The organism is Polyangium fumosum, assembly GCF_005144585.1.
GTDB classification, from domain to species: Bacteria; Myxococcota_A; Polyangia; order Polyangiales; family Polyangiaceae; genus Polyangium; species Polyangium fumosum.
The window spans coordinates 1-25,160 of sequence record NZ_SSMQ01000084.1 but is presented as its reverse complement, the minus strand read 5'-3'; the positions used below and the strand labels follow the sequence as shown (position 1 = coordinate 25,160).

Below are 25,160 nucleotides of genomic sequence, written 5' to 3'. Positions count from 1 at the left end.
ATCGCATGGGCCGAGGGCGCACGTCCCCCGGGATCGTCACTTCGCGGCCGCGTCCGTGGTCCAGAGCGAGCGGCGCATGGTCTCGAGCCGCTCGACCACGCCCGTGAGCTCGCGCGCCTCCGCGTCGCAGGCCTGCGTCGCGGCCTCCACGCCTGGCGCCTTGCCCGCTCGCTCGGTGCGCGCGGCTTCCAGCACCTCGATGACCTCGCGGTGAAGCTCCTCGCCCGCGGTCACGACCCACTGGTCGAGCCGCTGCGCGAACTCCTGGATCATCTCGTCGAGCTTGGGGCCGACGCGCGCGGCGGCCTCGCGCAGCGCGTTCGGGGCGAGCTCCTTGGCGCGCTTCCTCGTCTCGGCCTCGACCTTGTCCTTCACGTACACGGCGAGGACGGGCGAGGCGAGCAGGAGCAGGCCGCCGAGCAGGACGTTCGTGAACATCACGCCGAGGCCGAGCGTGAAGAGCGCGAAGACGCCCACGTCATAGCCGAGCGTGTCGACCTCCACGCTGGGCGAGCGGACGTCCGAGCCGAGCGCCTGCCCGACACGCTTGGCCACGTCGTGCGCGTCCTCGCGGACGAGCGCGATCGTCTTCTCGGCCAGCGCTTCGAGTGCGTTCGCGATCTCCTTCGTCTCGGCCTGCGCCCAGTCGGCGAACGTCTTCTCCAGGAAGGGGCCGAGCCAGACCTTGATGTCCTCGGCCGAGTGGTTGTCGACGAGATCCGGGATCTGCCGGGTCACGTCGTCGACGAAATGCGCGAGATCTCGCTGCACCCAGGCGCGGATCGCGGCGACCTCCTCGCGGATGCCCGCGCGGCGCTCCTCGATCGTGCGCGATTGGCCCGCGAGGTCCTTCTCCAGGAGTTCGATGCGGCGCGCGAGCTCCTCGCTCGACATTTGCGCGGCGCGCCTGCGCGCGTCGATGCCCTTCACCAGCATGCGCGCGGCTTCGAGGCCCTCGCCGAGCGCGTTGTCGAGCAGGATGCGGCCTCGCTCCTCGGCGAGGAACTTCGTCAGGTGCCCGAGCAGCTCCGGCATGCCGCTCTCCTCGGGGTGACCTTCGGCCGCGCGCTTCGCGCTGACGGGGAAGACCACGGGCGTGCGGATCAGCTTGGCGAGCTCGGTGCGGATGTAGGCGAGCGCCTCCTCCTCCTCGTCCTCGCTCCAGATGTCCTTCTTCGTGACGACGAAGATGATCTTGTCGCGCGACTGGCCGAGCAGTTTGTCGTTGAGGAAGACGCGCTCGCTTTCCTTGAGCGGCTGGCCCGCGTCGATGAGGAAGAGCACGGCGTCCGAGCGCGGGATGTAGCTGTAGGTGATGTCCGCGCGCTGGAGCGAGAGGTCGTTCACGCCGGGCGTGTCGACGAGCACGATGCGCTCGCGGAGCAGCTCTGCCGGGTAGAAGACCTCGAGGTGCTTCACCTCGCTCGTCGCGCTCTCAGAGCCTTTTTCCTGGCCGACGGCGAATTTGCGCACCTCCTCGAACGGCATCGCCGTGCGCTCGCCCGAGGCCCGCACGAGCTCCGCGCGTGGCTCCGGCGCGTATTCGAGGTGGTGGATGACGGCCGTCGTCGGGGTCACGCCGACGGGCAGGACCTCGGCGCCGAGCAGCGCGTTCACGAACGTCGTCTTGCCGTGGTTGAACTCGCCGACGACGACGAGGTGGAAGCGGTCGGCGGAGAGTTTGTCGACGACGTCGCTGCCGAGGCGCCCCGCGAGGGAGCGCGCGCCGACGCGGCCGGCGATCGAGAGCAGCTCGCGCAGCGTTGTGGTGATTTCGACCTGTCTCGTGCGGAATGTCTCGAGCATCGTGCGCTCCTAGCCGACCACCTTGATGATGTCGTGCACCTTCTCGTCGACCTCTTCCATCGAGAGGCCGGGGCCTTCCTGGCCGATGTGCTTCTTGTAGAGTTCGCTCTCGGCGAACGTGCGCAGGGCCATCACGCGCTTCGGCAGGTAGGGGTGGCTCGCGAGCAGCTCGCGGTAGCGGCCCACGCCCTCCCGGCCCTCCTCGTACTGCGCGAGGAACGCGTCCATGTTGAGCTCGGCGTAGAGTTTCGCCGATCCGAGCGCGAGCTTGGCGAAGGTCCGCTGCGCGACCTCGAGGCTCTTGCAGCAGAGCAGGCCCGCGCGATCACACGTGACCTCGGCGCGGCGCGACCAGCTCGACAGCGCGACCACCGCGGGCTCGACCAGCGGGCCGAGCAAGCGCGTGGCCATGATCTTGAGGTAGTGCATCGCCGTCAGGTAGACGACGTGGCTGTTGTGGATGTGGCCGCACTCGTGGCCGATGACGTTTCGCAGGTCCTCGTCGGAGAAGTGATCGACGAGCGCCGAGTGGACCATGATGAACGAGTCGTCGTTCGTCCCGTACGTCGCCGCGTTCATCTGCGGGTTGTTCAGGATGTAAACGGTCGGCGTCGCGATGCCGAGCGTCTGCGCGCATTCGGCGGCGATGCCGTGCACGCGCGGGAACTGGTTCGTCCCGACCTTCACCGCGTGGCCGAGGAGATCACTCTTGCCGACGGCCTTGAAGAACCGGACGGAGGCAGCGACCGCCAGCTCGACCGGCTTCATCTTGTCGAACGCGGCGCGCGTCGTCCGATCGGAGACGTACGCATACGCGTGTCCGCCCCCGTCCACGCCGCCTGCGCGCTGTTCTTTGCGGTTCTCGATGAAGCCTTTGAAATCGAGCGTCCCGACTTGTGCCATGGTCCTCGAAGGTAACGGCGTGCCTCCAACGGCGCAACCGTCGGCCCAGGATCCACCACGAAAATCAAAACTCCTTCACGCGCCCTTCACACGCCGAGCATTTCGGCGAGCTCACGCGCCGAGAGCGCCGAGAGCGCCGCGCCGCGCGCCACGAAGCGCCGGTAATCTTTGAAAGCGACCACGCCGCGCGGGCGCAATTCGTAGTCCGTGATGCGCGTGATCGTGAAGCGAAGCGTCGCGAAGAGCGCCGCGTCATGGAGCGCCGCTCGCTCGTCGTCCGCGAGGGCGCGGACCGCGGAATATCCACGCGCGAGGGCCCGCGCGAGGCCTCGATCGAGCCCGTCCCCGAAGCACCAAGCGAGCACCGTGACCATGAGGTCGAACGCGGCCGCGCCGCTCGACGCGCTCTCGAAATCGAGGAGCGCGGTGAGCGCGCCGTCCCGGAACAGAGCGTTGTCTCGAAAGAGATCCGCATGGATCACCGGGAGCGTCGGGCCGAGGCTCACACGGGAGAGGCGGTCGAGCTGCCGTTCGAGCGCGGGCAGGAGTTGCTGCACGTGCTCGGGTGCGTCCGTCCGCTCACGAAGGACCGCGAGCCGCGCCGCGAGGTCCTCGGGTCCGAATCGCGTCACGAGCGGCTCGCCGAACGACGCGCCCGCGAGGTGGACACGCGCGAGCCCCTCCCCGACGGCGCGCGCGTGCGCCTCGGTCATCCCGCGCTGACAGATGACATCACCCTCGATCCACGGGAAGACGACCGCAGGTTTGCCCGCGTGCTCGGCCACGAACGAGCCGCCTCCGGAGGCGAGCGGGAGCGGTCTCGGTGTAGGGACGCCGCGCTCGGCGAGGTGCGCGAGCAGGCGCGCCTCCCGCTCGGCCGAGGCCACACTCCCGCCCTCGTAGATCCGCAAAAAGACCCGGCTCCCGCCTTCGACCGTGAGCTCGTAGCTCGTGTTCACGCTGCCCGCGTCGAGCCCGCGCGCGCCCGTGACGACGAGCCCGAAGCGCGCGCCGAGCGCTCGCGCATCCCCCTGCGAGAGTGCCGTGAAGATGCCCATGTCCGGCTGCACGGTACCAAGGCGCGGCCCCTCGCGCCCCGGGGATCCGTGCGTTATGAAAGGGAGGCACGAATCCATGCTTGAGGGAGGCGCTCCGGCGAGCGGAGCCTGGCCCTCAAACCACCGTCCGAATGCAACAAATCTACGGAAACACCACAGGGCTGAGCCCCCACGCGGTTCGACTGCTCGAGCGTATCTATCGGCGCAAGGTCCCCCTCGATCACGTGGCCACGCCGGAGCTCGTCAAATCCCTCGCCGAGGCCTCGCACGTGACGGGCCGCCAGGTCGGCGCGCTCGTCCATCGATCGGGCGAGATCGACTACGTCATCGTCGGCGACGCGACGAAGCTCATGCTCCCCGACATCGGCCGCCTGCGCGCCGCCGAGGGCCGCTTCCGCGCGCTCCGCCTCGTCCACACGCACCTCTACAATGAGCAGCTCACGCGCGACGACATCGTCGACCTCGTGCGCCTGCGCCTCGACCTCGTGGCCGCGATCCAGCTCTCGCCCGAAGGCGAGGCGAAGACGATCGATCTCGCGTACAACACGCCGCCCTCGCCGGTCGCAGAAGGCGAAGATCCGCGAAATGGGTTGCCCTATCGGCGCGTGGGTCCGCTGCCCGTGGGCCGCATCGACATCCATTTCGGCGAGCTCATCAGCGCGCTCGAAGACGAGTTCGCTCGAAGGTCGCGCATCTTCACGCACGCGAAGGACGGCCGCGCGATCCTCGTGCACGTCGCGGAGAAGTCGAAGCAAGGCGCGTACGCGGAGGCCGAAGACAGCCTGCGCGAGCTCGCCGAGCTCTCGCGCACCGCGGGCGTCGAGGTGGTCGACAACGTCGTGCAGCTCCGCGAGAAGATCGATCCGCGCCTCGTCGTGGGGAAGGGCAAGCTCGACGACATCGTCCTGCGAGCGGCCGAGCTCGACGCGGCGACCTTGGTCTTCGATCGCAACCTCACGCCCTCGCAGGCCTCGGCGATCTCCAAGCACGCCGACCTCAAGGTCATCGATCGGACGCAGCTCATCCTCGACATCTTCGCGCAGCGCGCCGAGTCCGCGGACGGCAAGCTCCAGGTCGAGCTCGCGCAGCTCAAGTACGCCCTGCCGCGCCTCGCGTTGAAGGACGACTCGCTTTCGCGCCTCACCGGCGGCATCGGCGGGCGCGGCCCCGGCGAGACCAAGCTCGAAATTGGGCGTCGTCGCGCCAAGGAGCGCGTCTCGTTCCTCGAAGCGCAGCTCAAGAAGCTCTCGCGTCAGCGTGAGCAGCGGCGCCGCAAGCGCGCGCGCAAGGACGTTCCGATCGTGAGCATCGTCGGCTACACGAACGCGGGCAAGAGCACGCTCCTGAACACGCTCACGGGCTCGGACACGATCGCGGAGAACAAGCTCTTCGCCACGCTCGACACGCGCTCGCGCCGGATCCGTTTTCCCGAGGAGCGCGAGGTGATCATCACCGACACCGTGGGCTTCATCCGCGAGCTGCCGAAGGACCTGTTCGCCGCGTTCCGCGCCACGTTCGAGGAGGCCGCCGACGCGGACCTCATCCTGCACGTCGTCGACGCGAGCGACCCGGCCCACGACCAGCACATCGCGACGACCGAGGAGCTGCTCGGCGAGCTCGGGCTCTCGTCGATCCCGCGGATCCTGGTCTTCAACAAGATCGACCTCATCGAGAAGGGCGAGGCGCGGCGGCTGCTCTTCGGCAACAAGAGCGCGGTGCTCGTCTCCGCGACGAACCGCGAGACGACACGCGCGTTGCTCGCGACGATCGCCGATCGGCTGAAGGATCGGTGGGAGCAGGCGAGGACGGTGCCGGCCTACGACGTCGACGAGGACGAGGCGCAGGCAGGCGAAGGCGAAGCCGCGGACGCGGCGCCCGTCGAGCCGGAGTCGTCGCTCACGACGCTCGCCGAGCTCACGGCGGACAAGCGTTATCGGCGGACGACGCTGCGGGTTTGAAAAGAAAACACGCGGGGGGATTCGCTCCGTTTGCCGGAGCAACCCCCCGCGCGTTCGTCACGTCACGGCGCGCATTCGCCGGCCGTGCACACGTTCGAGATGCACTCGTCCGGCAAACCGCAGGGCGTGCCGGCGATCTTGAGGCAGGTCGTCGCGTCGCTGCACGCCTCGCCCGCGCCGCACGCCGGATCGGGCGTGCCCGCCGCGACCGGTGTGCATGTGCCCGCGGTGCCCGCGCCGTCGCACGCGAGGCAGAGCCCATTGCACGCGGTGTTGCAACAGACGCCGTCCGCGCAGAAGCCGCTCTGGCAAGCGTTCGCCGCAGCGCACGACGCACCGTTCGCGACCTTCGGCGCGCACATGCCGCTGGCGTTGCAGTAATTGCCGGCCGCGCAATCCGCATCGGCGGCGCACGTCGTGGCGCACGCGTTCGCGCTGCACGCGTAGGGCGCGCAGGCGACGTTGTCGTTCGCCTGGCACGTGCCTGCGTCGTCGCAGGTATCGGGCTGGTTCGCGACGCCGTTCGCGCAGGACGCCGTGGCGTCTCCGCACGCCGTCCCGAGGGCCTCGTCCGTCACCTGCTCGCTACCTGCGGCGTCGCACGTGTGCTGCTTGCAGTCGCCCGCCACCTCGTTCGAGGACGGCGCGCCTTGCGCCTTCGGCTCTTCGCCGCAGTGCATGGTCGCGTCGCAGATCGCGACGATGCACGGGCCCGACGGCGGAGGGCAGTCGGTCGCAGGATCGACGCAGGTGCCGACGCTGCCGCCTGCACCGCCTTGGCCGCCGGCGCCGCCTTGGCCACCTTGGCCACCCGCGCCGCCCTGGCCACCCTGACCGCCTTGGCCACCAACGCCGCCCGTGCCGCCCGCGCCGCCCGATCCGCCATCACCGACCGGGATCTGGTCGCGATCGACCGAAGCGACGAGCTCGCAGCCCGCGCCCACGGAGAGGGCGACGCCCGTGCAGAACACGAGCGTTGCCCAGCTTCGAGTGCTCCGTGCGTTCATCGTGTGATCAGAACTTGAACGACACGACGCCGCCGCCGCCCGTCGGGCCGACGAAGGGCGCGACGACCGGCTTGTAGAGCTTGGTGGTGGCCGTCTGCTGCGCGGGCTTGTCGTCGCCGCCGAACAGCAGCACGGCGCCGGTCACGCCGAACGTGAGCGCCACGGCGAACGACATGTCCGCGATGAGCGCGTTGCGATCGGTCTTGTCGGCGTTGTCGACCGTCGGGTTCGCCTCGAAGTCGCTCTTCGCGCCGAGCGCCGAGACGCCGAAGATCGTGCCGACGACCGCGCCCACGCCCGCGAGGCCGAGCGTCACGTACGCCGGGACGTACGACTTCGGCGGCGGAGGCGGCGGGGGCGGCGGAGGCGGCGGGGGCGGCGGAGGCGGCGGGGGCGGCGGAGGCGGCGGGGGCGGCGGCTCCTTCTCGAGCGCGGGCGCCGGCAGCTCCTTCGCTTCGCCGAAGGCGACCTCGACCTCTTGCGGCTGCGAGGTGATGTAACCCGCGGCCGAGTAGACCAGCGTGTGCTTGCCCGGATCGAGCTTCAGCTCGCCGGCGGGCGCGGGCTCCTTGCCGTCGACCGCGACCATGAGGCCTGCGGCCGTCTCCGGCGTCGTGGCGATCTTGACCGTCGCAGGCGTCTTCTTGAGCGCCTCGATCTTGGCCTTCGCCTCGTTGACGCGGTCCTCCCACTTCTTGGGATCGAACTTCTTCTTCTTGTCGGCGGCCTGCTCGTCGATCGCCGCGAGGAAGCCCTGGTAGGCCGCGACGGCCTCCTGCACCTTGTTGAGCTTCTCGAGCGCGACAGCGACCTTGAACTTCGCGTTGAGGCCCGGGAGCGTCTCGTCGGCGGTCTTGTACGCGTCGAACGCGGCCTGGAACTCGCCCTTCTCGAAGGCGGCGTCGCCGTCCTTCATGGCCTGGGTCGCGAGGTCCTTCTTCTGCTTGTCGGTGAGAGGCTTCGCCGGCTTCGCGGCAGCGGCCTTCTCGTCCTTCTTCGCGGGGGCGGCGGCGGCCTTCTCGTCCTTTTTCGCAGGAGCGGCGGCCTTCTCGTCCTTCTTCGCGGGCGCCGCGGGCGCGGCGGCCTTGTCTTCCTTTTTGGCCGGCGCCGCCGCAGCAGGCTTCTTGTCCGCGGCGGGGGCGGCGGGCGCGGCGGCAGGAGCCTTCGCCTGCGCGTACGCCGCCGGAGACGCCGTGAGCGCCAACAGACTCGTGAGCACTGCTGCCGTGTGCAACGACGTCAGCCGGCCCGAACTCGATCGCATATCTAAGCCCTCCTCACTCGTCTCTGCTCGACTCTCTGAGTTTCGCTGAATTAACTCGCGCTGCCTGCGCGACACAAGAGGTTTGAGCAGCGCGCGTCATTGCGCCCTCTCCGTCCCTGTCCCCTCCCGCGTGCGTCAGGGCTCCTCGCCCCGCTCGACCCACGCGGGAAAACGAAGCGTCGCATCCAAAGCAAACCCCTTCACGGCCTCGGCCATCCGGGCCGCGCGCTCCCCCCGCGGCAGCCGGGCCCGGAGGCCTTCGAGCGCCCCGAGGAACCGCCCGAACCGCGGATCGCCGAAGAGCGCTTCCAGGTCCTCGCGGATGCGCCGCACCACCCCCGGGCTCGTGCCGCCGGTCGCGAACGTCATCGTGAGGCCGTGGGCCCGAGCGACCGCCGGGTTCACGAACGTCGACCGTTCGGGCCTGTCGAGCGTGCACACGAGCCGCCCCTCCGCGAGCCCGCGGGCGTGAAACGGCGCCGCGCGGCTGTCCTCCGACGTGGCCACGAAGACGATCGCCTTGCCGTCGACATCGCCCACGGACGGCTCCCTCCGCTGCAACTCGATCCGCCCCTCGGCCGCAAGCGCCTCGATCGCCGGATCGATCTCCCCCGGCGCGACGACGACGACCCGCGCACCCGCGGCGAGCAGCCGCTCCACCTTGGGCACGACTTCCGCGCTCGCCCCGACCACGAGCGCCAGGCGCCCCTGCACATCGACTTCGACCGGCAAGTACCGCACGAACTCCGTTTACCACAGGTCCTTGTTGTCGATTGTTTGTCCAATGTTAGGTAAGGTTGGACAAAATCCGACTTGACACAGGTACGGAGTGTCCGTCAGTCTTTGTTCAATGTTGACGTGATGTTGCGATGTTTGTCTAGCGTTCTGCACGGGGACGATCGGCGCGTGGGCGCCGGCGAGAGCACGGAGGTCGGTCGTGGAAAAGAGCGTGACGATGCCGGCGGCGGGGATGGCAGGGACGCCCGAACGGATCCCGGGCGCCGCGTTTCGCGCTGCGGCTGCCCTTCACTTGCAACGAAACACGCACCTCTCGCGTGAAGCGATCGCGCGGGACCTGCGGGATCGACTCGCGCGGCGCGGGATCCGCTACCACCTGCGCACGCTGAAACGGCAGATCTCGGGCGCCGTCGCGACGGTGCCGCCCGAGGTCGACCGCGCGCTGCACGAGGCGATCGCCGAGGCCGGAGGCGAGGACGCGATCGTCGCGGTCGAGCGGGCCCTCGCCGAGGCCGGGCTCGCGGCCGCGTCCGCGGCCACGGCGCCCACGTACATCGCTTGCGAGCGGATGCTGCCGCTCGCCCAGCTCTGGCTCTACCTGCACCCCGAGCGATCGAAGCGCGCGCTCGCCTTTCGCCTGCGCGAGGAGCTCGAGCGGAGCGGGATCCGCCTCAACGTCGACTCGCTCCAGAGCATCCTCGCCGGCAAGCAGAGGCTCGTGCGGCGCGAGATCCAGGACGCGCTCTTCGCGCTCCTGCGCCTCGACGGCGTGACGTCGTCGGCGGACGCCGAGGCGCGCATCGACGCGATGTCACGCGAGATCCTCGGCGCGCAGGAGGGCCGGGTCTTCGAGAGCGCGCGCCGGATCCACGAGCTCGCGAAGGCGTGGAAGGTCGAGCACAAGGAGCCGTCGTCACGCAGGCTCGCGCTCCTGCTCAAGGAGCGGCTCGCCGAGCGAGGGATCGTGATCGGCCTGCCGCACGTGCAGAAGCTGGTCGATGGGCGCGCGCGTCGCGTGCGGCATGCGATGTCGAGGGCGATCGAGTCGATCCTGCGCGGAGACGCGGCGCCCGCCGTGATCGAGGCGCCCGCCGCGAAGGACGCGTCGTCCACGGGCGTCGAGCTGGATCTCGCCTGGGTGAAGGCCGCGCCCATCGCCGAGCTCGCCCGCAAGCACGTGGCCGAGAACCCGGGCATGACGATGCGCAAGCTCGCGATCCGCATCTCGCGCGAGGTCGAGGCGTTCGGCTACGCCACGAGCCCGAACACGATCCAGCCGATCCTTGGAGGTCACAAGAAAAAGACGCGCGGATTCATCTACCGCGCCATGCTCCACCTCGACGGCGCCGCGCCGACGCGCGTGCCCGAGGAGCACGTCTTCGGGGCGCCGCGCGGCGAGCGCACGACCGAGCCTCCACTCTCCGCGAATCCACCGCTGGACACCGATCCGCGCTCGCGGAGCCACCTCGCCCCAAAAGCATCGAGCCCTGACGGGGCCGCCCGCAAGCCGCGGCCCGAGGGCCTCGGTTCGAGCCCGGCGGCGCAGTCTCCGTTCGGGGCCTACCGTGCGGCGATCCAGCGGTACCAGGCGCTCGATCGCGAGACCGAGCTCGAGCTCGCCTGGCGGTACCGGCGCGAGGGCGATCACGCGGCCGCGAATACGCTCGTGGAGAGCCACCTGCAATTCGTCGTGAAGGTGGCCGCGCAGTACCGAGGTTACGGCATGCAGCTCTCCGACCTCGTGGAGGAGGGCAACCTCGGCCTGCTCGAAGCGGTCCGACGGTTCGAGCCGTCGCGCAACCTGCGCTTCAAGACGTACGCGATCTACTGGATCCGCGCCTATATCGTGGACCACTTGCTCCGCGAATGGAGCATCGTCGGCGGCGGGACGGGTCCGCTCGTGTCGCGCACGTTTTTCCGGCTGCGGCGTGAGCGGGCCAAGCTCGAAATGCAGCTCGGCGAGGGCGACGCCTCGATCGACGCGCTGCTCGCGACCCGGTTCCAGACGACGGAGGACACGATCCGATCGATGTCGCAGCGGGTCGCGTATCGCGACACCTCGCTCGACGTGCAGGCGCGAACCGAGGGCGGGCCGACGTTGCTCGAGATGCTGCGCGATCCGTCGTCGGATCCTGAGCACCTCACGGCGAGCGCGGAGCGCGACGCGATCGTTCGCGGCGTGGTGGACCACGTGTGGAAGGCGCTCGATCCACGCGAGCGGCTCATCGTGGAGGAGCGGCTGCTCTCGGACGACGACGAGGTGAGCCTCGCGGATCTCGGCCGCCGCCTCGGCGTCTCGCGCGAGCGCATGCGGCAGCTCGAAGCGCGCACGAAGTCGAAGCTCCGCAGCGCGTTCGAAGCCGTCGTGCGCGAAGGCAACGAGGCCGCCGAGGCGCTGCTCGCGGCGACGCCACCCGAGCCCGAGCTCGAAGCGCTCTGCGCTTGAGATCGTTTCACGTCGAAGCGACGGCCGCGCCCGGCCTCACGCCTACGGCTTCTTCTCGGGCGGCGGCGGGTTCGGCGGTGCAAACACCTGCGTCCGGAACGCGAGCTTCCGATCCGCGTCGCCGATCCGCGCGACGAAGAGACCCACGAACGATCCGAAGAGCGAGTCGCCCGGCCCGATCGCGGCCGAGCCGTTCGGGCGTGTCACCCAGCGCTTGATGCGATCCTGGGTCTCCTGGCTGATCGGGTTCACCTCGACGAGCCCGGCCACGAAGTACCGGCCGTTGTCGTCGAGCTGAGATCGCTCGATCAAGCGCAGCTTCCGGGCCTCGGCACACTGGCGCAAGACGCCCTCGATGTTGACGGCGACCGTATCGACGAGCCCGCCCGGCTGCGTGATCTGCAGGCGGAAGACCTCGTCCCAAAGGTCGTAGACGACGCGGCACGTCTTCGCCGTGAGCGCGACGGGCTCGGTGCCGCCGTCGCGGAACACCCAGGCGCGGAGCACGATCACCGTGGGCAAACCGCTCGAGAGCTTCTTCTCGATCTCCCCGTCGACCACGTCGCGGAAGGGCACGCTGAGGACGGCCTGCTTGCCCTCCAGCGCGACGACTGCGTTTCTCGTCGGCAGGGCCGCCGGGGTCTTCGGCGGCTCCGCGCGCACGGTCACGGCCGGGGCGGTCAGGGCGGCGAGGGCCAGCGCGAAGAGCGCCGCCCGCCGGGTCATTTGCGTGCACCGTTGCGCGCGGCGACGAGCCCGAGCACGTTGGAAAACGCGATGGTCACGCCGCCGAGCTTCGTGTCGAGGCGCAAGCCGAGGTTGCCCGTGACGTCGACCGGCAGGCGCGACCAACCCCGGTATCCCGTCGGCGGATTTGTGAATTCGCGCCGCGTCGCCACCGAGTAAATGCCCGCCGACGCGAAGAGGTCCACGCCGTAGACCGACTCGCGCCCCGTGTAGAGCGGGATCCGATATTCGCCTTCGATCTTCGCGGCGAAGTCGCCGTAACGCACCTCGATGATGTCGGTGCCGAGCAAGTTCGGCGGCTGCCTCCGATCCGGCGCGAGCGCGAGCAGGCGATCGGGCAAGAGGTCGGTGAAATCTCCGACGTAGAACTGCTCGAAGAAGGGCGCGTCGCCCGCGATCGCGCCCACGTACGCGTCGAACCGCACGACGTGCCGCCACGGCAGGCGCCACCAGCGCCGCAGCGTCCCCTCGAACTTCTGAAAGCTGTAATCGGTGCCCGGGATCCCGACCGTCACGGACGCCTGCGCGTGGGTCCCACGCGCGGTCAAAAACGGCGCGTCACGCGTGTCGTACGTCAGCGTGCCGCGCACCGTCGAGAGCACGCTGCGGCCGGGCCGGATGGAGAAATCGACCGGCTCGCGTGAGAGCCCGCGCATGTGCGACGCCGCGACGGGCACGGTCGCGTCGATCTGTTCGAGGTGGTAGTCGAGCGCGAAGGACGACGAGACCCCGAGATCGTGGCCGGTGCCGATCGTGGCGCCGAAGCGGCGGTAGGCGACGACCGCGTAGTCCGTGACCTCGCGCTGCGCGATGAGCGGCGCTTCGAAGAGGACGTCGCGGTTGCCGAAGAAGTCGCGCGCGTCGTTGTAGAGCACGGTGATCGCGGCCGACCAGCCCGTCCCGACGAACGAGGGATCCACGAAGCTCGTGCGCAGCGCGAACTGATCCGCGGCGAGCGCGACGCCCGCGCCGAGCGTGATGCCCGTGCCCGCGAGGTTCGTCTCGGCCGCCTGCACGCCGAGGAACGCCGAGAGCGGGCGCGCATTTCCGGCCGTGTCTTCATCCGCGGCGACGCCGGCCCAGAGGTTCTGCACGACGAGCGTGTTGCGCTCGACGACCTCGATGATGAGCACGGCTGCGCCGCGCCGCGACCCCTTGCGCAAGCTGAGATCCACCTGCGCGAAAAAACCCGTACCGAGGAGCCGATAACGCGTGAGCTCGAGCTCCGGATCGTCGACGTCGAGCAGATCCCCCGCGCGGAATTTCACGTACCGGAGCACCACGCGCCCCGCCGTGCGGACATTGCCGCGCAGCTCGATCCCTTCGAGCGTGTAGCGGAGGCGCGCCCGCTGCGGCGCCTCCGGAGGCGACGCGGTCGTGCTCGGAGAAGGCGGATCCGCGGCCGAGGCGAGGGCCGGGATCGCCACGACGGCGAGGGCGGCGGGCCAGACGAGCGAGCGCGCGCCGATCACGTGGTTCGTCCGCTGCCCCGCGACATCGCTCGGCGTGTGCTCACTTCACCTTGGGGATGTACTGCGGGATGACGAAGTACACGAGCTTGATCCCGTTCTTGCCGCCGAGGACCTGCCCATCGGGCGTACGGACGCGGATCAAGGCGCGCATCACGAGCAAGGTCGCGGGCTTGATCGTGTTGTTCACGGCGTGCACGCGGAAGCTCACGGGCGCGTCGCCCTGCAGCCCGAAGAACGTGCTCTCCGTGCGGCTCGCGTAGGGCAGGGGAGAGGCCGCGCTCTCGAGCGTCTCGATCTTCGTGATGAGCGTGCTCGCGTCGAACGGCGCCATCCCCTGATCGACCGGCGGATTCTGGTACGCGAGGTCCGGCACGCCGTCGCCCGTGCAATCGACGCCGCCGTCGCACGCGTAGTTCTCGTGCGCCGTGGTCACGTCGTGCAGGCCCGCGTCCGCAAGCCGGCCGAGCAGGCGCACGACCTCCTGCGACACCGAGCCGCTGCCGACGTCCGTCTTCGGCACGAGCGGGTAGTCTTTCCCGCCGAACGCGGGGTCGTGGTAGAGGCTGCCCGTCTGCGTGGCGAGGTCCGTGAGATCGGCCCGCGCCGCGCCCGGGCTGCCCGTCGCGACGGGCACGCCGACGACCTTCGCGTTGATGTTGTTCAGCGCGGTCACGGCGTCGGCGTACGTCTTCACCGTCCCGCCGACCTTGGCCCCGTCGTACTGGTGCGTGACGTTCGGCCCGTTGTGGAACGCGGCGTCCGTGATGAGCACGAAGATCGGCAACGACTCGGGCCGGAAGCAAGGCGCGCCGATGCCGCCCATGAGCGGACAAGCGTGCTGCGGGTAGTTCCAGATCCCGCCGATCGTGAGCGCGTAGTTGTTCGGGTTCGTCGCGGCGAGCCAGAGCGCCTGCGACGTCCCCTCGGGCGCGTCCCCGCCGCCACCCGCCGTGAGCGTGCCGAGGATTTGCTTCGTCGCGACCGGCGCCGTGTACGTCTGCCCGTTGAACACCGGCGGCGCGAGGTCCCCGGCGATCGTTTGAGCACCAACCTGGAAGCGATACCGATAGAGCGCGTCTCCGTCCTGTCCGTAGGGTAGCCAGGGCACGTCGCGCACCTCGCCGACACCGATCCACGCGTCGCCGATCGCCGGGATCGGTGGGCTCGCCGCAGGATCGCCGTTCAGGATCGCCGGGATGATCTCCGTGTCGATCGACGCCTTCAGGTTGTCGATCGCGGGCTGCATCGACGCCGTCGTGTCGATCAGGAAGTAGATGTCGGCCTTCGTGACGCCGGTCGAGAACGTAAAATCCTTCGTCTGCGGGCCGCCTTGGTACGGCAGGACGAAGTAGAGCCCCGCGTCCGCTGGGACCGATCCCTTCTCCGTGGGGCTCGAGCCGGCCGCGAGCTCGACGAGATCGATCACGCCGTCGTCGTCGCAATCGACGCGCACGCGGCAGCCCTTCGCGCCGTCTGCGTCGTACGTCGTCTCTTGCGTGTCCGACACGCCGTCGTTGTCGCTGTCGAGATCCCGCACGTCCGGATCGCCGTCGCCGTCCGAGTCCGCGAGCGGATCGCAGCTATCGTCACGCGTTTGCCCCGGCTCGCCGTTCAGGAGGAAGGGGTTTGCCGCTTCGTCCGCGTCGAGCACGCCGTCACCGTCGCTGTCGTTGTCGAGCGCGTCGGGCGTGCCGTCGTCGTCCGTGTCCTGGTTCGGGGCGAGCTCGAGGAAATCGGCGATGAGGTCCTTGTCCTTGTCCGTCGGATCGCCGCATGTCCCGCCGGAGTCGAGGAACAACGTGCCCCCTTCACCGCCCGCGCCCATGCCGGACGAGGACGAGATGCCGCCGCCGCTCGCGCCTGCGCCCGAGCCGCCGGGTTTGATCCCGGAGTCGGGCGAGCAGGCCAGCGGGATCGAGGCGGCCGCCGCGAGGAACGAGAGCCCGAGGCCGAACGAGCGCAAGCGATTCTGCTTCATCGTGCACCTGTGCCAGCAGAAGAAAGGCGACGCGAAAACGCCGGCTCAGGGTATCACGTCGGCCCGCCGTTCCCTCCGTCGCCTCGCGCGGGGCTGCATCTCTTCGTGCTGGGCCTCTTCCTCGGCCGCAGCCTCGTCCGCCGCCGCGCCGGGCTCGCTCGCAAACCGTTGCCGGGAGCGCCTCCGGAGCGGCTCCCGGTCATGCGCGCCGGCCGCCGCGTCCGCCGGCGGTAGCGGCGCCGCGTCGAGCCGCACGAGATCCGCCGCGGCCACGGCGGGCTCGTCGAGGTGCGTCGTCGCCCGCACGAGCAGCCCGCGCACCTCGGCGCGCACGGCCGCGTCACGTGTCCATCCGGGACGCGCGTGCGCCACGATCGCCCGCGCGAGCAGGAGCTCGGCGCGACCCCGCACGTCGTCCGGGATCCACGTCGCGAGCGCGGGATCCGCGGCCGCCGCGAGCGCGCGTCGCAGCGCATCGATCCGCCTCGGGCCAAACCGCGCCGCGTCCTCGGTCGCGCACGTCGCGAGCCGCGCGAGCCGCTGCGCCACGAGCCGCGCTGCGTGCCCGACGGGCTCCGCCTCACACGTGGGCAGAGGCCGCGCGCGATCAAGCGCGAGCAGCACAGCCGCGAGGCAGGCGCCGGCCACGATCACGGTGACCATCACCATCGCGACTTCGGCGTGGGATTGCGGCAACCACCCCGTCGTGATCGCGATGAACGCGGCGCTCGCGGCGAGCACGAGCCCCGTGCATCCGAGCGCGCCTTGGGTGTGCGCGATGCGCCGCGTCGGCCCTTGCCGCACGAGGCGCCCTCCGCTCGGCAAGCGCTTCATCGCGCGCGAGGCGGCTTGATGCAGCCCGACCGACAGGGGGCCGAGCTCCAGCTTCGGTGGTTCGCGGAAGGGGGATTGTGGCGTCCCCGCGCGCCGAACGCCGGTCATCGCAGACCGAGACTACCAGAGCATCGGCCTCTTCCGGAACGCGCCGCAGGACCTCGCCGCGCGCGTCAGCGAGGCCCGCCGCGCTTCGCTTTTTCCTCGTGCCCGCTCGTTCCTGCGCGCGCGGCGAGCACGCGCACCACGTCGCGCAGCGGCACGCCGCGCGACGCGAGCCCCACGAGCACGTGGTACACGAGATCCGCGGCCTCGTTCGCGACGCGCGTGTCGTCCTCGCCTTCGATCGCACGGACGAACTCGTCCGCTTCCTCGCGGATCTTCGCCCCGATCTTCGCCGGGCCTCCGTCGAGCAACGACCGCGTGTAACTCTTCTCCGCGCTCGACGTGCGCCGCGCCTCGATCTCGCGCTCCAGCACTTCGAGGAACGCGGCTGCATCCACGCCTGCCTCCGCGGCGATCCCGCGCTCGTCCACGCGGCGGAAGAAACACGCGGGTTTGCCCGTGTGGCACGTCGGCCCGACCGGATCCACGAGCAGGAGCAGCGCGTCGGCGTCGCAGTCCGCGACGATCGCCGCGACGGCGAGCGTGTTGCCGCTCGTCTCGCCCTTCTCCCAAAGCGCGCCTCGGGATCGACTGAAGAACGTCGCTCGCCCCGTCTCGATCGTCCGTTCGAGCGACGCGCGGTTCATGTACGCGAGCATGCGCACCTGACCCGTCATCCGGTCCTGAACGATCGCGGGCAAGAGCCCCGCCTCCCCCCAGGCGAGCTCCACGCTTCAGCTCTCCTCGGACGGGGGTGGCTCCGAGGTCCGCTCTTCCTCCACCGGCTTCTTCTTCGTTTTCTTCGTCGCGACGGCCTTCGGCGCCTCGTCCGACGCAGCAGCCTTCTGCGCCTTCTTCGCGGGCTTCTTCTTCACGCGCGGCGCTTCATCCTCGTCCTCGTCTGCATCCGCGGCCTTCTTCTCGGCCGCTGCCGCCTCGCCGTCCTCGTCTTCGTCCTCGTCCTCGTCGGCGACGTTGCTCTCGGCCTTCTTCTCGGCTGCTTCGTCGTCGACGTAGGCAAGCTGCGGGATCGCCATCGCCGCTTCCGGGTGAGCGAGCGCGGCCTGGTGATACACCGAGAACGCGAACGCCGCCGCGAGGCCCGTGCTGAGCGCGACGGCCTGCGACGTCGACAGCTCGATCGTCGCCGAGGTCCCGAACGACTCGGGCCGGAGCGCGAGGAAGAGCACGACGGCTGGGACGAACGCGAGGATCTGCGACAGGCGCCGCATCGTTGGGTTCTCGACCATCTTCGAGATGCCGACCACGTAGCCAACCGCGAAGAGCGCGAGCGCGAGCGGCAGGAGGATGTGCTCGGGCAAGGACGGCGGGATCCAGCCGCGCTCGTCGTCCGCGCGCAGCATCTCCAGCAAAAAGCGGCCGACGCCGTAAGCGAACGTGAAGAGCAAGAAGATTTGACCCCGAAACTTCTGGTACCGCCGCGAGACCAGGAGCAGCACGAGGAGCGAAAGGCCGACGAGCGACTCGTAGATCTGCGTCGGGTGCACCGGGAGCGACGCCGTCGCGTCGTCCTCGATGAGGTGCTTCTTCACGTGCTGGATCCAGGCCGGCGAGCCGCCGGGCACGCCGGTCGACGTCTCGATCAGCGAGGGATCCCAGCGCGGGAACGTGCCGAGCTTTTGCAGCCACGCGGGCGCCGTTTTCTCGAGTGGATGGCCGAAATCACAGCCGAAGAGGTAACAGCCGACGCGCGTGATCATGAGGCCCGACGCGAGGCTCGGCACGGCCACGTCCGCCCACGGCAGGAGCGGGATCCCGTGACGCCGCAGGAACACCAGCGATCCGATGAACCCACCGAGGAAGCCGCCGTACGCCACGAGCCCGCCCTTGCGGACGTCGAGCATCGCGCCGAACGACTCGAACTCGTTCAGGTTCGTAACGATGTACAAGATGCGCGAGCCCACCACCGCGGCCACGGCCGTGACCACGTAGTTGTTCGCCATCAGCTCCTTCGGAAGTCCATCCCGCTCCGCGAGCCCGAGCGTCAGATACCAGCCTACGACGAGCGACAGGCCGAGCATCACGCCGTAGCTGTAGATGGGCAGCGGCCCGACGGGCACCGTGCTCGCGCGGAACACGAACGCCGCGGCGCCGAGGGCCACGGTCGCGACGGCGGCGCCGATCGCGAAGGACCTGTTCTTCGTCACGAACTGGTAGATCGCGACGATCGCCGCGATGCCCGCGAGCGCGCACAGGACCCAGAGCAGGGGTAGCGTCGTGCGCGGGAGCGGCACGCGGAACAGGATCGGATGCATAACCGCCCTTCCTTACGCTTGCCCCAAGGGCCGGGCAAGCGTCGCCGATGCGCGCGGCCCTTTTGGTGGAGCCCCACCTGCTGCTACGATGCCGACGTGCTCAGACGAGCGACCACGATCGGCGCGTGCGCCCTGCTTTCGCTCATGCTCGTTTCGTGTGTGCCTGAGGGGCCGCCCACGGCGGACGCCGGCCCTGCGCAGCCCGCCCGCCCGGCGACCCCGCGCCCCCAAACCAAGGCCCCGCCCGTTCCTCTGGTCCCGCCCGGTCCGCCCATCACGGCGCCCTTCGAGGACACCTTCGACCGCGCCGCGCTCGGCGAGGACTGGAACGCGCTCTCGCCCGGCTGGCACATCGAGAACGGCCGTCTCTGCGGCAAGAGCGCGAAGAACCGCGGCATCTGGCTCCGCCGCCGGCTCCCCGTGAACGCGCGTATCGAGTTCGACGCCTACGCCGAGAGCGCGATCGGCGACCTCAAAGTCGAGCTCTGGGGCGACGGCCAGAGCGGCGCCACGACGACGTCGTACACGAACGCCACGAGTTACATCGCCATTTTCGGCGGCTGGCGGAACTCGAAGCACGTCCTCGCGCGCCTCGACGAGCACGGCGACGACCGGCTGGAGATCGACGTCGACCCGAAGAGCGACGACGAGCGCGAGCGCCCCGTCTCTGCGGGCCAGGCCTATCGGTTCCGCGTCGAGCGCACGGACGGCAAGACGATCGTGTGGTCGATCAACGGCGTCGAGTACTTCACGCTCACCGACCCCGAGCCGCTCGCGGGCCCTGGGCACGAGCATGTCGGCTTCAACGACTGGGAGGTCCCGGTCTGCTTCGACAACCTGAAGGTCACGCCGCTCTGACCGCATGGAACACGCCGAGGTCGAACGCGCCCTGGAGGATCTCGACAGCCGACTCGAACGGCTGCGCGCGCTCTACGAGCAGTACTTCCTCGGCATCGAGAAGCTCGAGCCGCTGGTCCCGCGCAAGGAGCTCGATCGGCGCATCATGCTCCTGCGCCGCGAGCAGATCCGGAACACCGCGCTCCGCTTCAAGTTCCAGACGCTGATCCAGCGCTACAACACGTTCCAGCAGTACTGGGGCCGCGTCGCGCGCGAGATCGAGAACGGCACCTACCAGCGCGACGTGCTCCGCGCGGCCGCGCGTTTCGGCGCGAAGGACGCGCTGACGATCGTCGGCAAGAAGCAAAAAGAGAAGTACGCAAAGCTCGCCGCCGCGCAGGAAGAGCGCCGCGCCCGCATCCGCAAAGAGGCGCTCACGATCGATGAGGAGATGCTCGGCGACGAGGATCTCCTGGCCGACGAGGTCGAGGATTTCGCGGACGAAGAGCTCGCCGACGACGCGCTCGAGTTCACGACCGCAGAGCCGCCGCCGGCGAAGGCCGCGCCGCCGCCGCCCCCGAAGCCCGCCGCGCCGCCGCCTCTGCCCGCGGCCCCGAAACCGGCTGCGCCGCCGCCTCCGCCGACTTCGAGCCCGGGACGGATCTCCGCGCTGCCTCCGCCGCCGCCCGCGATCGGAAAGGCGCCACCACCACCGCCCGCGCCGGGCAAACCCGCTGCGCCGCTGCCGCCGCCCGCGGGCAAACCTGCTGCGCCGCCGCCGCCTCCCGCGGGCAAACCCGCCGCGCCGCCTGCGCCTCCGCTCGCTGCGAAGGCCCCGCCGCCTCCGCGCCCGCCGCTCGCCTCGACGCCGCTCGATCGTCCTTCCGCGCCGCCGCCCGAGCCTCCGCCCGCGGCGAAGCCGGCCGAGCCCGCGCCGCCCGCCAAGCCGGAGCCGACGAAAAAGCCCGAGCCCGTACCGCTGATGATGATGATGCGCCGGCCCGAAGCGTCGATCGCATCCAAAGCCGCGGAGCCGAAGCCTGCGGAAACGAAGGCTGCCGAGGCGCCTCCGCCGGCCGACGCGCCGGCCGCGCGACGCCCGCAGGCTTCCTCGCCCGACCTCGGCAAGCGTCGCGTCGCCGAGCTCGCGGCCCAGGCGAAACAAGGCAAAGCGGGCCCGAGCGGCCCTGCTTCGGCGCGCCCGCTGGACCTCGACCTCGACCTCGACACGTCGAAGCAAGGGCCGCCCTCGCGACGCAGGCCTTCGAGCACACGCACGCGGGCCGCGGTCCACGTCCCGACCGTGTCCGACGAGCCCGTGCCGAGCGTGCCGGCGCCGTCCTCGCGACGGAAGAGCAGCCGCAGCATGCGCGCGGTCGTCGCGCCGCCGCCGCCCGATCCTCCGCCCGAAGCGCCGCCGCCTCCTCCGGACACGGATACGTCCGCCCCCGAGCCGCGCCCGCAGCTTGGACCACGTCCCGCGCCTGCGCGACCTCGCCCGTCGCAGGGTTCGTCCGAGGACCTCTCGGACGCGCGGATCCGGCAGATTTACGCGCAGTACGTCGAGGCCAAGCGCGCCGCGAAGGAGTCGACCGCGGGCGTCACGTACGAGGCGCTCGCCAAGCAGCTCCGCCAGCAGGCCGAGAAGCTCAAGGCTTCTCATCCGCAAAAGACGGTCGACTACAACGTGGTGATGAAGGACGGCAAACCCACGCTCAAGCCGATCCTTCGCTAGGTGGCTGGTGTTTTTCGAGCCGCGACCACCACAGCTAGCGCATGTTCACGCAGCGGCCGCGCTGCAGGTAGCGTGTCCGCTGCGAAAAACACCAGCCACCTAGAACATCGATCGGTTTGCAACCACTCGATGTTCTAGCTCTTTTGTCCCGAGGGGGACGCCTCGCGTCCCTCTTTCGTCCCGGCAAAGCCCAGACGATTCACCCCCGAGGGAGGATCGCTTCGCGAGCTTCCGAGCATCGAACCCGTCGATGCTCGAAGAACTCAAAGCATTTTGCTAGGAGCTCAAAGCATCGGCTCGGGCCCGGCTGGGCTCGTGTCCTTCGTGGCGGCTTGATGGGTGGGGAAGAAAGGGCGAGACGAGGCGGGAGCTGCGCTGAGCTAGCTAGCGGTGCGCGGCACCTCGCGTCGGCATGGCGGCCCGCTTGGCGACGGGCGGCGCGAACGAATCATCCTCGCAGTACAGGATCGCGCATGCCGTCCTGTCGGACTCGCGCATCCTGCTGCATAACTCTCCGAGATCCTCGTCGCTGTCGACGACATCGGCCTGCTGAGGTTGGGACGACCCGTCCTCGTAATCGATGTTGTCGAGTGCGACCCACCGCCCCCGATACTCGTCGGAGCGGCACATATCGAGCCACGTCATCCGGATGGCTCCGCGGCGTCTACTGCCCATTGCCCGTGAACGACCTTCTCCTCTGTCATCTCCGGCATCGGCGCCGACGTGGGCTGCGAAGTGCAGCTCGTCGGCTTTGACACGCTGCGCCGAACCGTCGAACAGAGGCTTCTGCGAACGAGCGTCATCGCTCGCAAGATCCATCTAGCACCCGCGTCGAACGGGCGTCAAGCGCGTCAAAACGCGGTGACACACAGGAGAATTCCCATCTAGGGTCGCCGGACGACCCTGTCGAGGGGATGCGGTGCGTTACTTGCAACGCGGAGGAAGGGCGGCCTTTCCACTGCTGGCCCCGATCGACGCAGCCGAGTCCGCGATGGGCTTGCCCGCGCACCCCTTGGCCTTCACCTCACGCGCAGCCGAGGCGTCGATCGCCGAGAGCGCCTTGCTCCGCTTGGGCCCGGTGCACGAGCGGTACTGGCTGATCGCCATCGTCGTGTTGCCACCGTATGCATACGTGATCGCCGCGTCGCAGGCCTTGTCGCCCGCGGCGTCGACCTTCGTGCCGCCGCCCGAGCCCGAGGCCGTCGTCGCCGCGGAGCCGGAACCCGAGCCCGCGTTGGATCCGGTATTCGAGCCCGTGGTTTGTCCGGACTGCGCCGAGCCACCCGCAGAAGAGGCCGTCCCTGCGGCGCCTGCGCTGTCCGCTGGATTCGCCGCGGGATCGGACGCGACCACGACGGTCGTGGGCGCCGCGGACGGCATGAGGATGACGTCGCCGTCGCCGCCGCTGCTCTTGCTTCGGGACGCGAAGATCGCAATCCCGATCCCGACCACGACGAGCACGCCGATGCCTGCGATGATCGGCATCGGGCTGCTCTTTTGCTGCTGCCTTCCGCCCATCGGCGGAGGCGGCGGCGCGTAGGCCGGTCCGCCCATCGGCACGGGCGCGTGGCCGTGCTGCGGCGGCATCGACACGACCGGCATCGGGCCCGGCGTCACCGCGGCCGCGCTCGGCCCCGTATCGACCATCGTTCGACCGCCCGGCGCGCTCGGCGCTCCTTGCGCGAAGAGCGGCTCGCCGATCTGCGTCCCGCCGGGACGTGCGGGCATCGGGCCGCTCGGCATCCCGTACTGCCCGCTCGGCATCCCGTACTGCCCGCTCGGCATCCCGTACTGCCCGCTCGGCATGCCTGGCATCGCTGCGGTGCCCGCGACTTGCTGCTGACCCGTCGCACCACCAACCATCGACGCGCGCCCGGCTCCGATCGAGAGCTCGTCGTAGAACTCGCGCACGGACGACTGGCGTTTGTTCTTGTCCTTCTCGAGCGCGCGCATGATCGCGGCCTTCATCTTCGGCGGCACTTGCGCGCCGAGCGGCGTCACCTCGAAGGGCGAGGGTTGCGCCGTGAGATGCTGCGTGGCCCAGGCCCACGGCGTGTCTGCATCGAAGGGCAGACGTCCGGTGAGCATCTCGTAGGCGACGATCGCGAGCGAGTAGACGTCGCTGCGCGCGTCGAGCTCCTGCCCGCGGAACTGCTCGGGGCTCATGTACGGCGGGGTGCCGAGCACCGTGCCTTGTTGCGTGAGCTTCTGCTCCTTCGAGTCGGGCCGCTCGCCGCGCTTGGCGATGCCGAAGTCGAGCACCTTCACGAAATCGTCACCGTCGATCTTCGTGAGGAAGAGGTTCGCGGGCTTGAGATCACGATGCACGATCCCCTTGCTGTGCGCCTCTTGGAGCGAGCCTGCGGCCTGGCCGATGATCTTGTCGACGCGCTCGGGCGGCATCGGCCCCTTCTTCACGAGCTCGTCTTCGAGCGGACTTCCTTCGAGCAGCTCCATCGCGATGTAGAGCTCGCCGGTGTTCGTTTGCCCGAAGTCCCAGACCTGGATCGTGTTCGGGTGCTTGAGCTCTGCGACGGTGCCGCACTCGCGGTTGAAGCGCGCGAGCACTTGCGGATCCTTCGCGTACTGCGCGAGGAGCGTCTTGACCGCGGCCTTTCGGACCGTCGTGCCCATCTGCTGCTCGGCGGTGTAGACGCGGCCCATGCCGCCTTCACCGAGCACGCCCGTGATGCGGTAGCGACCGCCCACGATCGACCCGATCAACGGGTCTTCTTCGGAAGGTGCCGAGGGCAGCGGCGCTCCGCATTTGGCGCAGAAGCGCGCTCCATCGATGTTCGCGTGTTGACAGGCGGGACACTCCATGACGCGGCGCGAGCATCGCAAGAGGCGCGCGTGTGGTGCAAGAAGTTGCGGCAGGACGCGTCGCGAGGATCGTGCCTCGCCTGTCTGCTCGCACGCGGGTTCGCGATCCAGCGTGCCGGGGGAGGTGACCCTGCCGGGTCTCCCGTGGATTCCGGCCTTGCGAGCGCGGCCGAGGTCCTGCTCCAAACACAAAACCTTCCATCCGGCTTGACATGTCAAAAGCAAGGGGCTAAGAGCCTGCTCCCCTTTGACGGGACACGTCTGTCTTCGAGGGAGGAACTCGCTGGCGTAGCTCAACCGGTAGAGCACCTGCCTTGTAAGCAGGGGGTTAGGGGTTCAAGTCCCCTCGTCAGCTCCACCGGACGTCAGAGGCGGAAGGCTCGGACGAACGAGATCAAAAAATCTCAGGAGACGAACCGACCGAAACAGAGTACAGAGGGGACCCGCGAGCCCTTGGATCTCGCGAGACGTTGAAAATCTGGAGGGTTGCCCGAGTGGCCAAAGGGAGCAGACTGTAAATCTGCCGGCAATTGCCTTCGATGGTTCGAATCCATCACCCTCCACCGAGACGCCGATAAGGCGCCTCGACCCGCGGAGCCGGATAGCCGGTACGTACACGTAGACGAGCCCGGGGGGACTCTTCCCCGATCTCTATCTGCGGGCGTAGCTCAGTTGGTAGAGCGTCAGCCTTCCAAGCTGAACGTCGCCGGTTCGAACCCGGTCGCCCGCTCCGCCGGACCGGCTCCATGCCCACCTAGCTCAGTTGGTAGAGCACGTCCTTGGTAAGGACGAGGTCGTCGGTTCAATCCCGATGGTGGGCTCCAGCAAGCGCCAGGAAAGGACAGCGAGCGCGACCGTCTCGGTCGGCAACCGTCAGGAGCAAGAACGATGGCCAAGGAGAAATTCAGTCGAACCAAGCCCCACGTGAACGTCGGCACGATCGGTCACATCGATCACGGCAAGACGACGCTCACGGCGGCCATCGTCAAGGTCCAGTCCAAGCAGAAGCTTGCGAAAGAGATCAAGTACGCCGACATCGCCAAGGGCGGCACCGTCCGTGACGAGACGAAGACGGTGACGATCGCGGCGGCGCACGTGGAGTACGAGTCGCCGAAGCGCCACTACGCGCACGTCGACTGCCCCGGCCACGCCGACTACATCAAGAACATGATC

At 69.4% G+C, this 25,160-nt stretch carries 19 protein-coding genes and 4 tRNA genes; 9 read left to right on the top strand and 14 right to left on the bottom strand.

Translation table 11 applies throughout. The features are described from left to right. Positions 1-36: 36 nt before the first annotated feature. The 3 genes from E8A74_RS44940 to E8A74_RS44930 all read right to left on the bottom strand — a co-directional run bounded on the left by E8A74_RS44940 (position 37) and on the right by E8A74_RS44930 (position 3,767). Positions 37-1,806: a dynamin family protein gene (locus tag E8A74_RS44940; protein ID WP_136935320.1), complete on the bottom strand. Its 1,770-nt coding sequence runs from the start codon at positions 1,804-1,806 to the stop codon at positions 37-39. Positions 1,807-1,815: 9 nt separating this feature from the next. Beyond that, positions 1,816-2,709 carry a M48 family metallopeptidase gene (locus E8A74_RS44935; protein ID WP_136935319.1) on the bottom strand — a complete coding sequence of 298 codons (894 nt, stop codon included), beginning with the start codon at positions 2,707-2,709 and terminating at the stop codon, positions 1,816-1,818. Between the two features lie 86 nt (positions 2,710-2,795). Continuing rightward, complete coding sequence (locus E8A74_RS44930; protein ID WP_136935318.1) at positions 2,796-3,767, bottom strand: homoserine kinase; 972 nt, start codon at positions 3,765-3,767, stop codon at positions 2,796-2,798. A 131-nt stretch (positions 3,768-3,898) separates the two neighbouring features. Between E8A74_RS44930 and hflX the strand changes: the two genes are divergently transcribed. After that, positions 3,899-5,725, top strand: coding sequence for a GTPase HflX (gene hflX / locus E8A74_RS44925; protein ID WP_136935317.1), 1,827 nt, complete (start codon positions 3,899-3,901; stop codon positions 5,723-5,725). Positions 5,726-5,787: 62 nt separating this feature from the next. Here hflX and E8A74_RS54365 read toward each other — a convergent pair whose 3' ends face one another. From E8A74_RS54365 to E8A74_RS44900, 3 genes are all read right to left on the bottom strand, one after another. Then, on the bottom strand, positions 5,788-6,732 hold the full coding sequence (locus tag E8A74_RS54365) for a hypothetical protein (protein WP_211365608.1): 945 nt from the start codon (positions 6,730-6,732) through the stop codon (positions 5,788-5,790). Positions 6,733-6,739: 7 nt separating this feature from the next. Further along, positions 6,740-7,996: a PEGA domain-containing protein gene (locus E8A74_RS53445; RefSeq protein ID WP_170229864.1), complete on the bottom strand. Its 1,257-nt coding sequence runs from the start codon at positions 7,994-7,996 to the stop codon at positions 6,740-6,742. A gap of 135 nt (positions 7,997-8,131) precedes the next feature. Next, positions 8,132-8,737 carry a precorrin-2 dehydrogenase/sirohydrochlorin ferrochelatase family protein gene (locus E8A74_RS44900; protein ID WP_136935313.1) on the bottom strand — a complete coding sequence of 202 codons (606 nt, stop codon included), beginning with the start codon at positions 8,735-8,737 and terminating at the stop codon, positions 8,132-8,134. Positions 8,738-8,933: 196 nt separating this feature from the next. Between E8A74_RS44900 and E8A74_RS44895 the strand changes: the two genes are divergently transcribed. After that, positions 8,934-11,180: a sigma-70 family RNA polymerase sigma factor gene (locus tag E8A74_RS44895; RefSeq protein WP_136935312.1), complete on the top strand. Its 2,247-nt coding sequence runs from the start codon at positions 8,934-8,936 to the stop codon at positions 11,178-11,180. A 42-nt stretch (positions 11,181-11,222) separates the two neighbouring features. On the opposite strand, the gene E8A74_RS44890 is transcribed toward E8A74_RS44895, so the two are convergent. The 6 genes from E8A74_RS44890 to E8A74_RS44865 all read right to left on the bottom strand — a co-directional run bounded on the left by E8A74_RS44890 (position 11,223) and on the right by E8A74_RS44865 (position 18,592). After that, entirely contained in the window at positions 11,223-11,906 is a 684-nt protein-coding gene (locus tag E8A74_RS44890) for a hypothetical protein (RefSeq protein ID WP_136935311.1), read from the bottom strand. After that, the gene (locus tag E8A74_RS44885; protein ID WP_136935310.1) at positions 11,903-13,399 is read right to left on the bottom strand and encodes a BamA/TamA family outer membrane protein; all 1,497 of its coding nucleotides are present in this window, start codon (positions 13,397-13,399) and stop codon (positions 11,903-11,905) included. Before E8A74_RS44885 ends, E8A74_RS44890 begins: the two co-directional genes overlap by 4 nt. Before the next feature lie 40 nt (positions 13,400-13,439). Next, on the bottom strand, positions 13,440-15,377 hold the full coding sequence (locus tag E8A74_RS44880) for a hypothetical protein (protein WP_136935309.1): 1,938 nt from the start codon (positions 15,375-15,377) through the stop codon (positions 13,440-13,442). A gap of 45 nt (positions 15,378-15,422) precedes the next feature. Then, on the bottom strand, positions 15,423-16,319 hold the full coding sequence (locus E8A74_RS44875; RefSeq protein WP_136935308.1) for a hypothetical protein: 897 nt from the start codon (positions 16,317-16,319) through the stop codon (positions 15,423-15,425). Positions 16,320-16,384: 65 nt separating this feature from the next. After that, on the bottom strand, positions 16,385-17,047 hold the full coding sequence (hisIE, locus tag E8A74_RS44870; protein ID WP_136935307.1) for a bifunctional phosphoribosyl-AMP cyclohydrolase/phosphoribosyl-ATP diphosphatase HisIE: 663 nt from the start codon (positions 17,045-17,047) through the stop codon (positions 16,385-16,387). Between the two features lie 3 nt (positions 17,048-17,050). Then, complete coding sequence (locus tag E8A74_RS44865; protein WP_136935306.1) at positions 17,051-18,592, bottom strand: prolipoprotein diacylglyceryl transferase; 1,542 nt, start codon at positions 18,590-18,592, stop codon at positions 17,051-17,053. Between the two features lie 96 nt (positions 18,593-18,688). Here E8A74_RS44865 and E8A74_RS44860 point away from each other — a divergent pair, with 96 nt between their 5' ends. Beyond that, the gene (locus E8A74_RS44860) at positions 18,689-19,450 is read left to right on the top strand and encodes a hypothetical protein (RefSeq protein WP_232380030.1); all 762 of its coding nucleotides are present in this window, start codon (positions 18,689-18,691) and stop codon (positions 19,448-19,450) included. Between the two features lie 4 nt (positions 19,451-19,454). Further along, a complete protein-coding gene (locus tag E8A74_RS44855; RefSeq protein WP_136935305.1) occupies positions 19,455-21,164 on the top strand; it encodes an MXAN_5187 C-terminal domain-containing protein in 1,710 nt (569 codons plus the stop codon). A gap of 384 nt (positions 21,165-21,548) precedes the next feature. Here the strand turns inward: E8A74_RS44855 and E8A74_RS44850 are convergent, their stop codons facing one another. Together E8A74_RS44850 and E8A74_RS44845 are read right to left on the bottom strand one after the other, a co-directional pair. Continuing rightward, a complete protein-coding gene (locus E8A74_RS44850; protein ID WP_136935304.1) occupies positions 21,549-21,983 on the bottom strand; it encodes a hypothetical protein in 435 nt (144 codons plus the stop codon). Positions 21,984-22,088: 105 nt separating this feature from the next. Beyond that, entirely contained in the window at positions 22,089-23,987 is a 1,899-nt protein-coding gene (locus E8A74_RS44845) for a serine/threonine-protein kinase (protein ID WP_136935303.1), read from the bottom strand. Positions 23,988-24,269: 282 nt separating this feature from the next. Here E8A74_RS44845 and E8A74_RS44840 point away from each other — a divergent pair. The 5 genes from E8A74_RS44840 to E8A74_RS44820 form a co-directional block, all read left to right on the top strand. Continuing rightward, positions 24,270-24,345: transfer RNA gene (locus E8A74_RS44840), tRNA-Thr, on the top strand. Positions 24,346-24,467: 122 nt separating this feature from the next. Beyond that, positions 24,468-24,550, top strand: a tRNA-Tyr gene (locus E8A74_RS44835). 94 nt (positions 24,551-24,644) lie between these two features. Further along, positions 24,645-24,717: transfer RNA gene (locus tag E8A74_RS44830), tRNA-Gly, on the top strand. Positions 24,718-24,735: 18 nt separating this feature from the next. Then, positions 24,736-24,811, top strand: a tRNA-Thr gene (locus tag E8A74_RS44825). A 64-nt stretch (positions 24,812-24,875) separates the two neighbouring features. Continuing rightward, the coding region (locus E8A74_RS44820) for a GTP-binding protein (RefSeq protein WP_232380028.1) at positions 24,876-25,160 on the top strand (285 nt) is incomplete at its 3' end.

Coding starts and splice junctions, on each gene's coding strand:
- E8A74_RS44875 (WP_136935308.1), bottom strand. CDS start 16,319: ATGACCGGCGTTCGGCGCGCGGGGACGCCACAATCCCCCTTCCGCGAA.
- E8A74_RS44940 (WP_136935320.1), bottom strand. CDS start 1,806: ATGCTCGAGACATTCCGCACGAGACAGGTCGAAATCACCACAACGCTG.
- E8A74_RS44930 (WP_136935318.1), bottom strand. CDS start 3,767: ATGGGCATCTTCACGGCACTCTCGCAGGGGGATGCGCGAGCGCTCGGC.
- E8A74_RS54365 (WP_211365608.1), bottom strand. CDS start 6,732: ATGAACGCACGGAGCACTCGAAGCTGGGCAACGCTCGTGTTCTGCACG.
- E8A74_RS44880 (WP_136935309.1), bottom strand. CDS start 15,377: ATGAAGCAGAATCGCTTGCGCTCGTTCGGCCTCGGGCTCTCGTTCCTC.
- E8A74_RS44935 (WP_136935319.1), bottom strand. CDS start 2,709: ATGGCACAAGTCGGGACGCTCGATTTCAAAGGCTTCATCGAGAACCGC.
- E8A74_RS44855 (WP_136935305.1), top strand. CDS start 19,455: ATGGAACACGCCGAGGTCGAACGCGCCCTGGAGGATCTCGACAGCCGA.
- E8A74_RS44865 (WP_136935306.1), bottom strand. CDS start 18,592: ATGCATCCGATCCTGTTCCGCGTGCCGCTCCCGCGCACGACGCTACCC.
- E8A74_RS53445 (WP_170229864.1), bottom strand. CDS start 7,996: ATGCGATCGAGTTCGGGCCGGCTGACGTCGTTGCACACGGCAGCAGTG.
- E8A74_RS44845 (WP_136935303.1), bottom strand. CDS start 23,987: ATGGAGTGTCCCGCCTGTCAACACGCGAACATCGATGGAGCGCGCTTC.
- hflX (WP_136935317.1), top strand. CDS start 3,899: ATGCAACAAATCTACGGAAACACCACAGGGCTGAGCCCCCACGCGGTT.
- E8A74_RS44850 (WP_136935304.1), bottom strand. CDS start 21,983: ATGGATCTTGCGAGCGATGACGCTCGTTCGCAGAAGCCTCTGTTCGAC.
- E8A74_RS44890 (WP_136935311.1), bottom strand. CDS start 11,906: ATGACCCGGCGGGCGGCGCTCTTCGCGCTGGCCCTCGCCGCCCTGACC.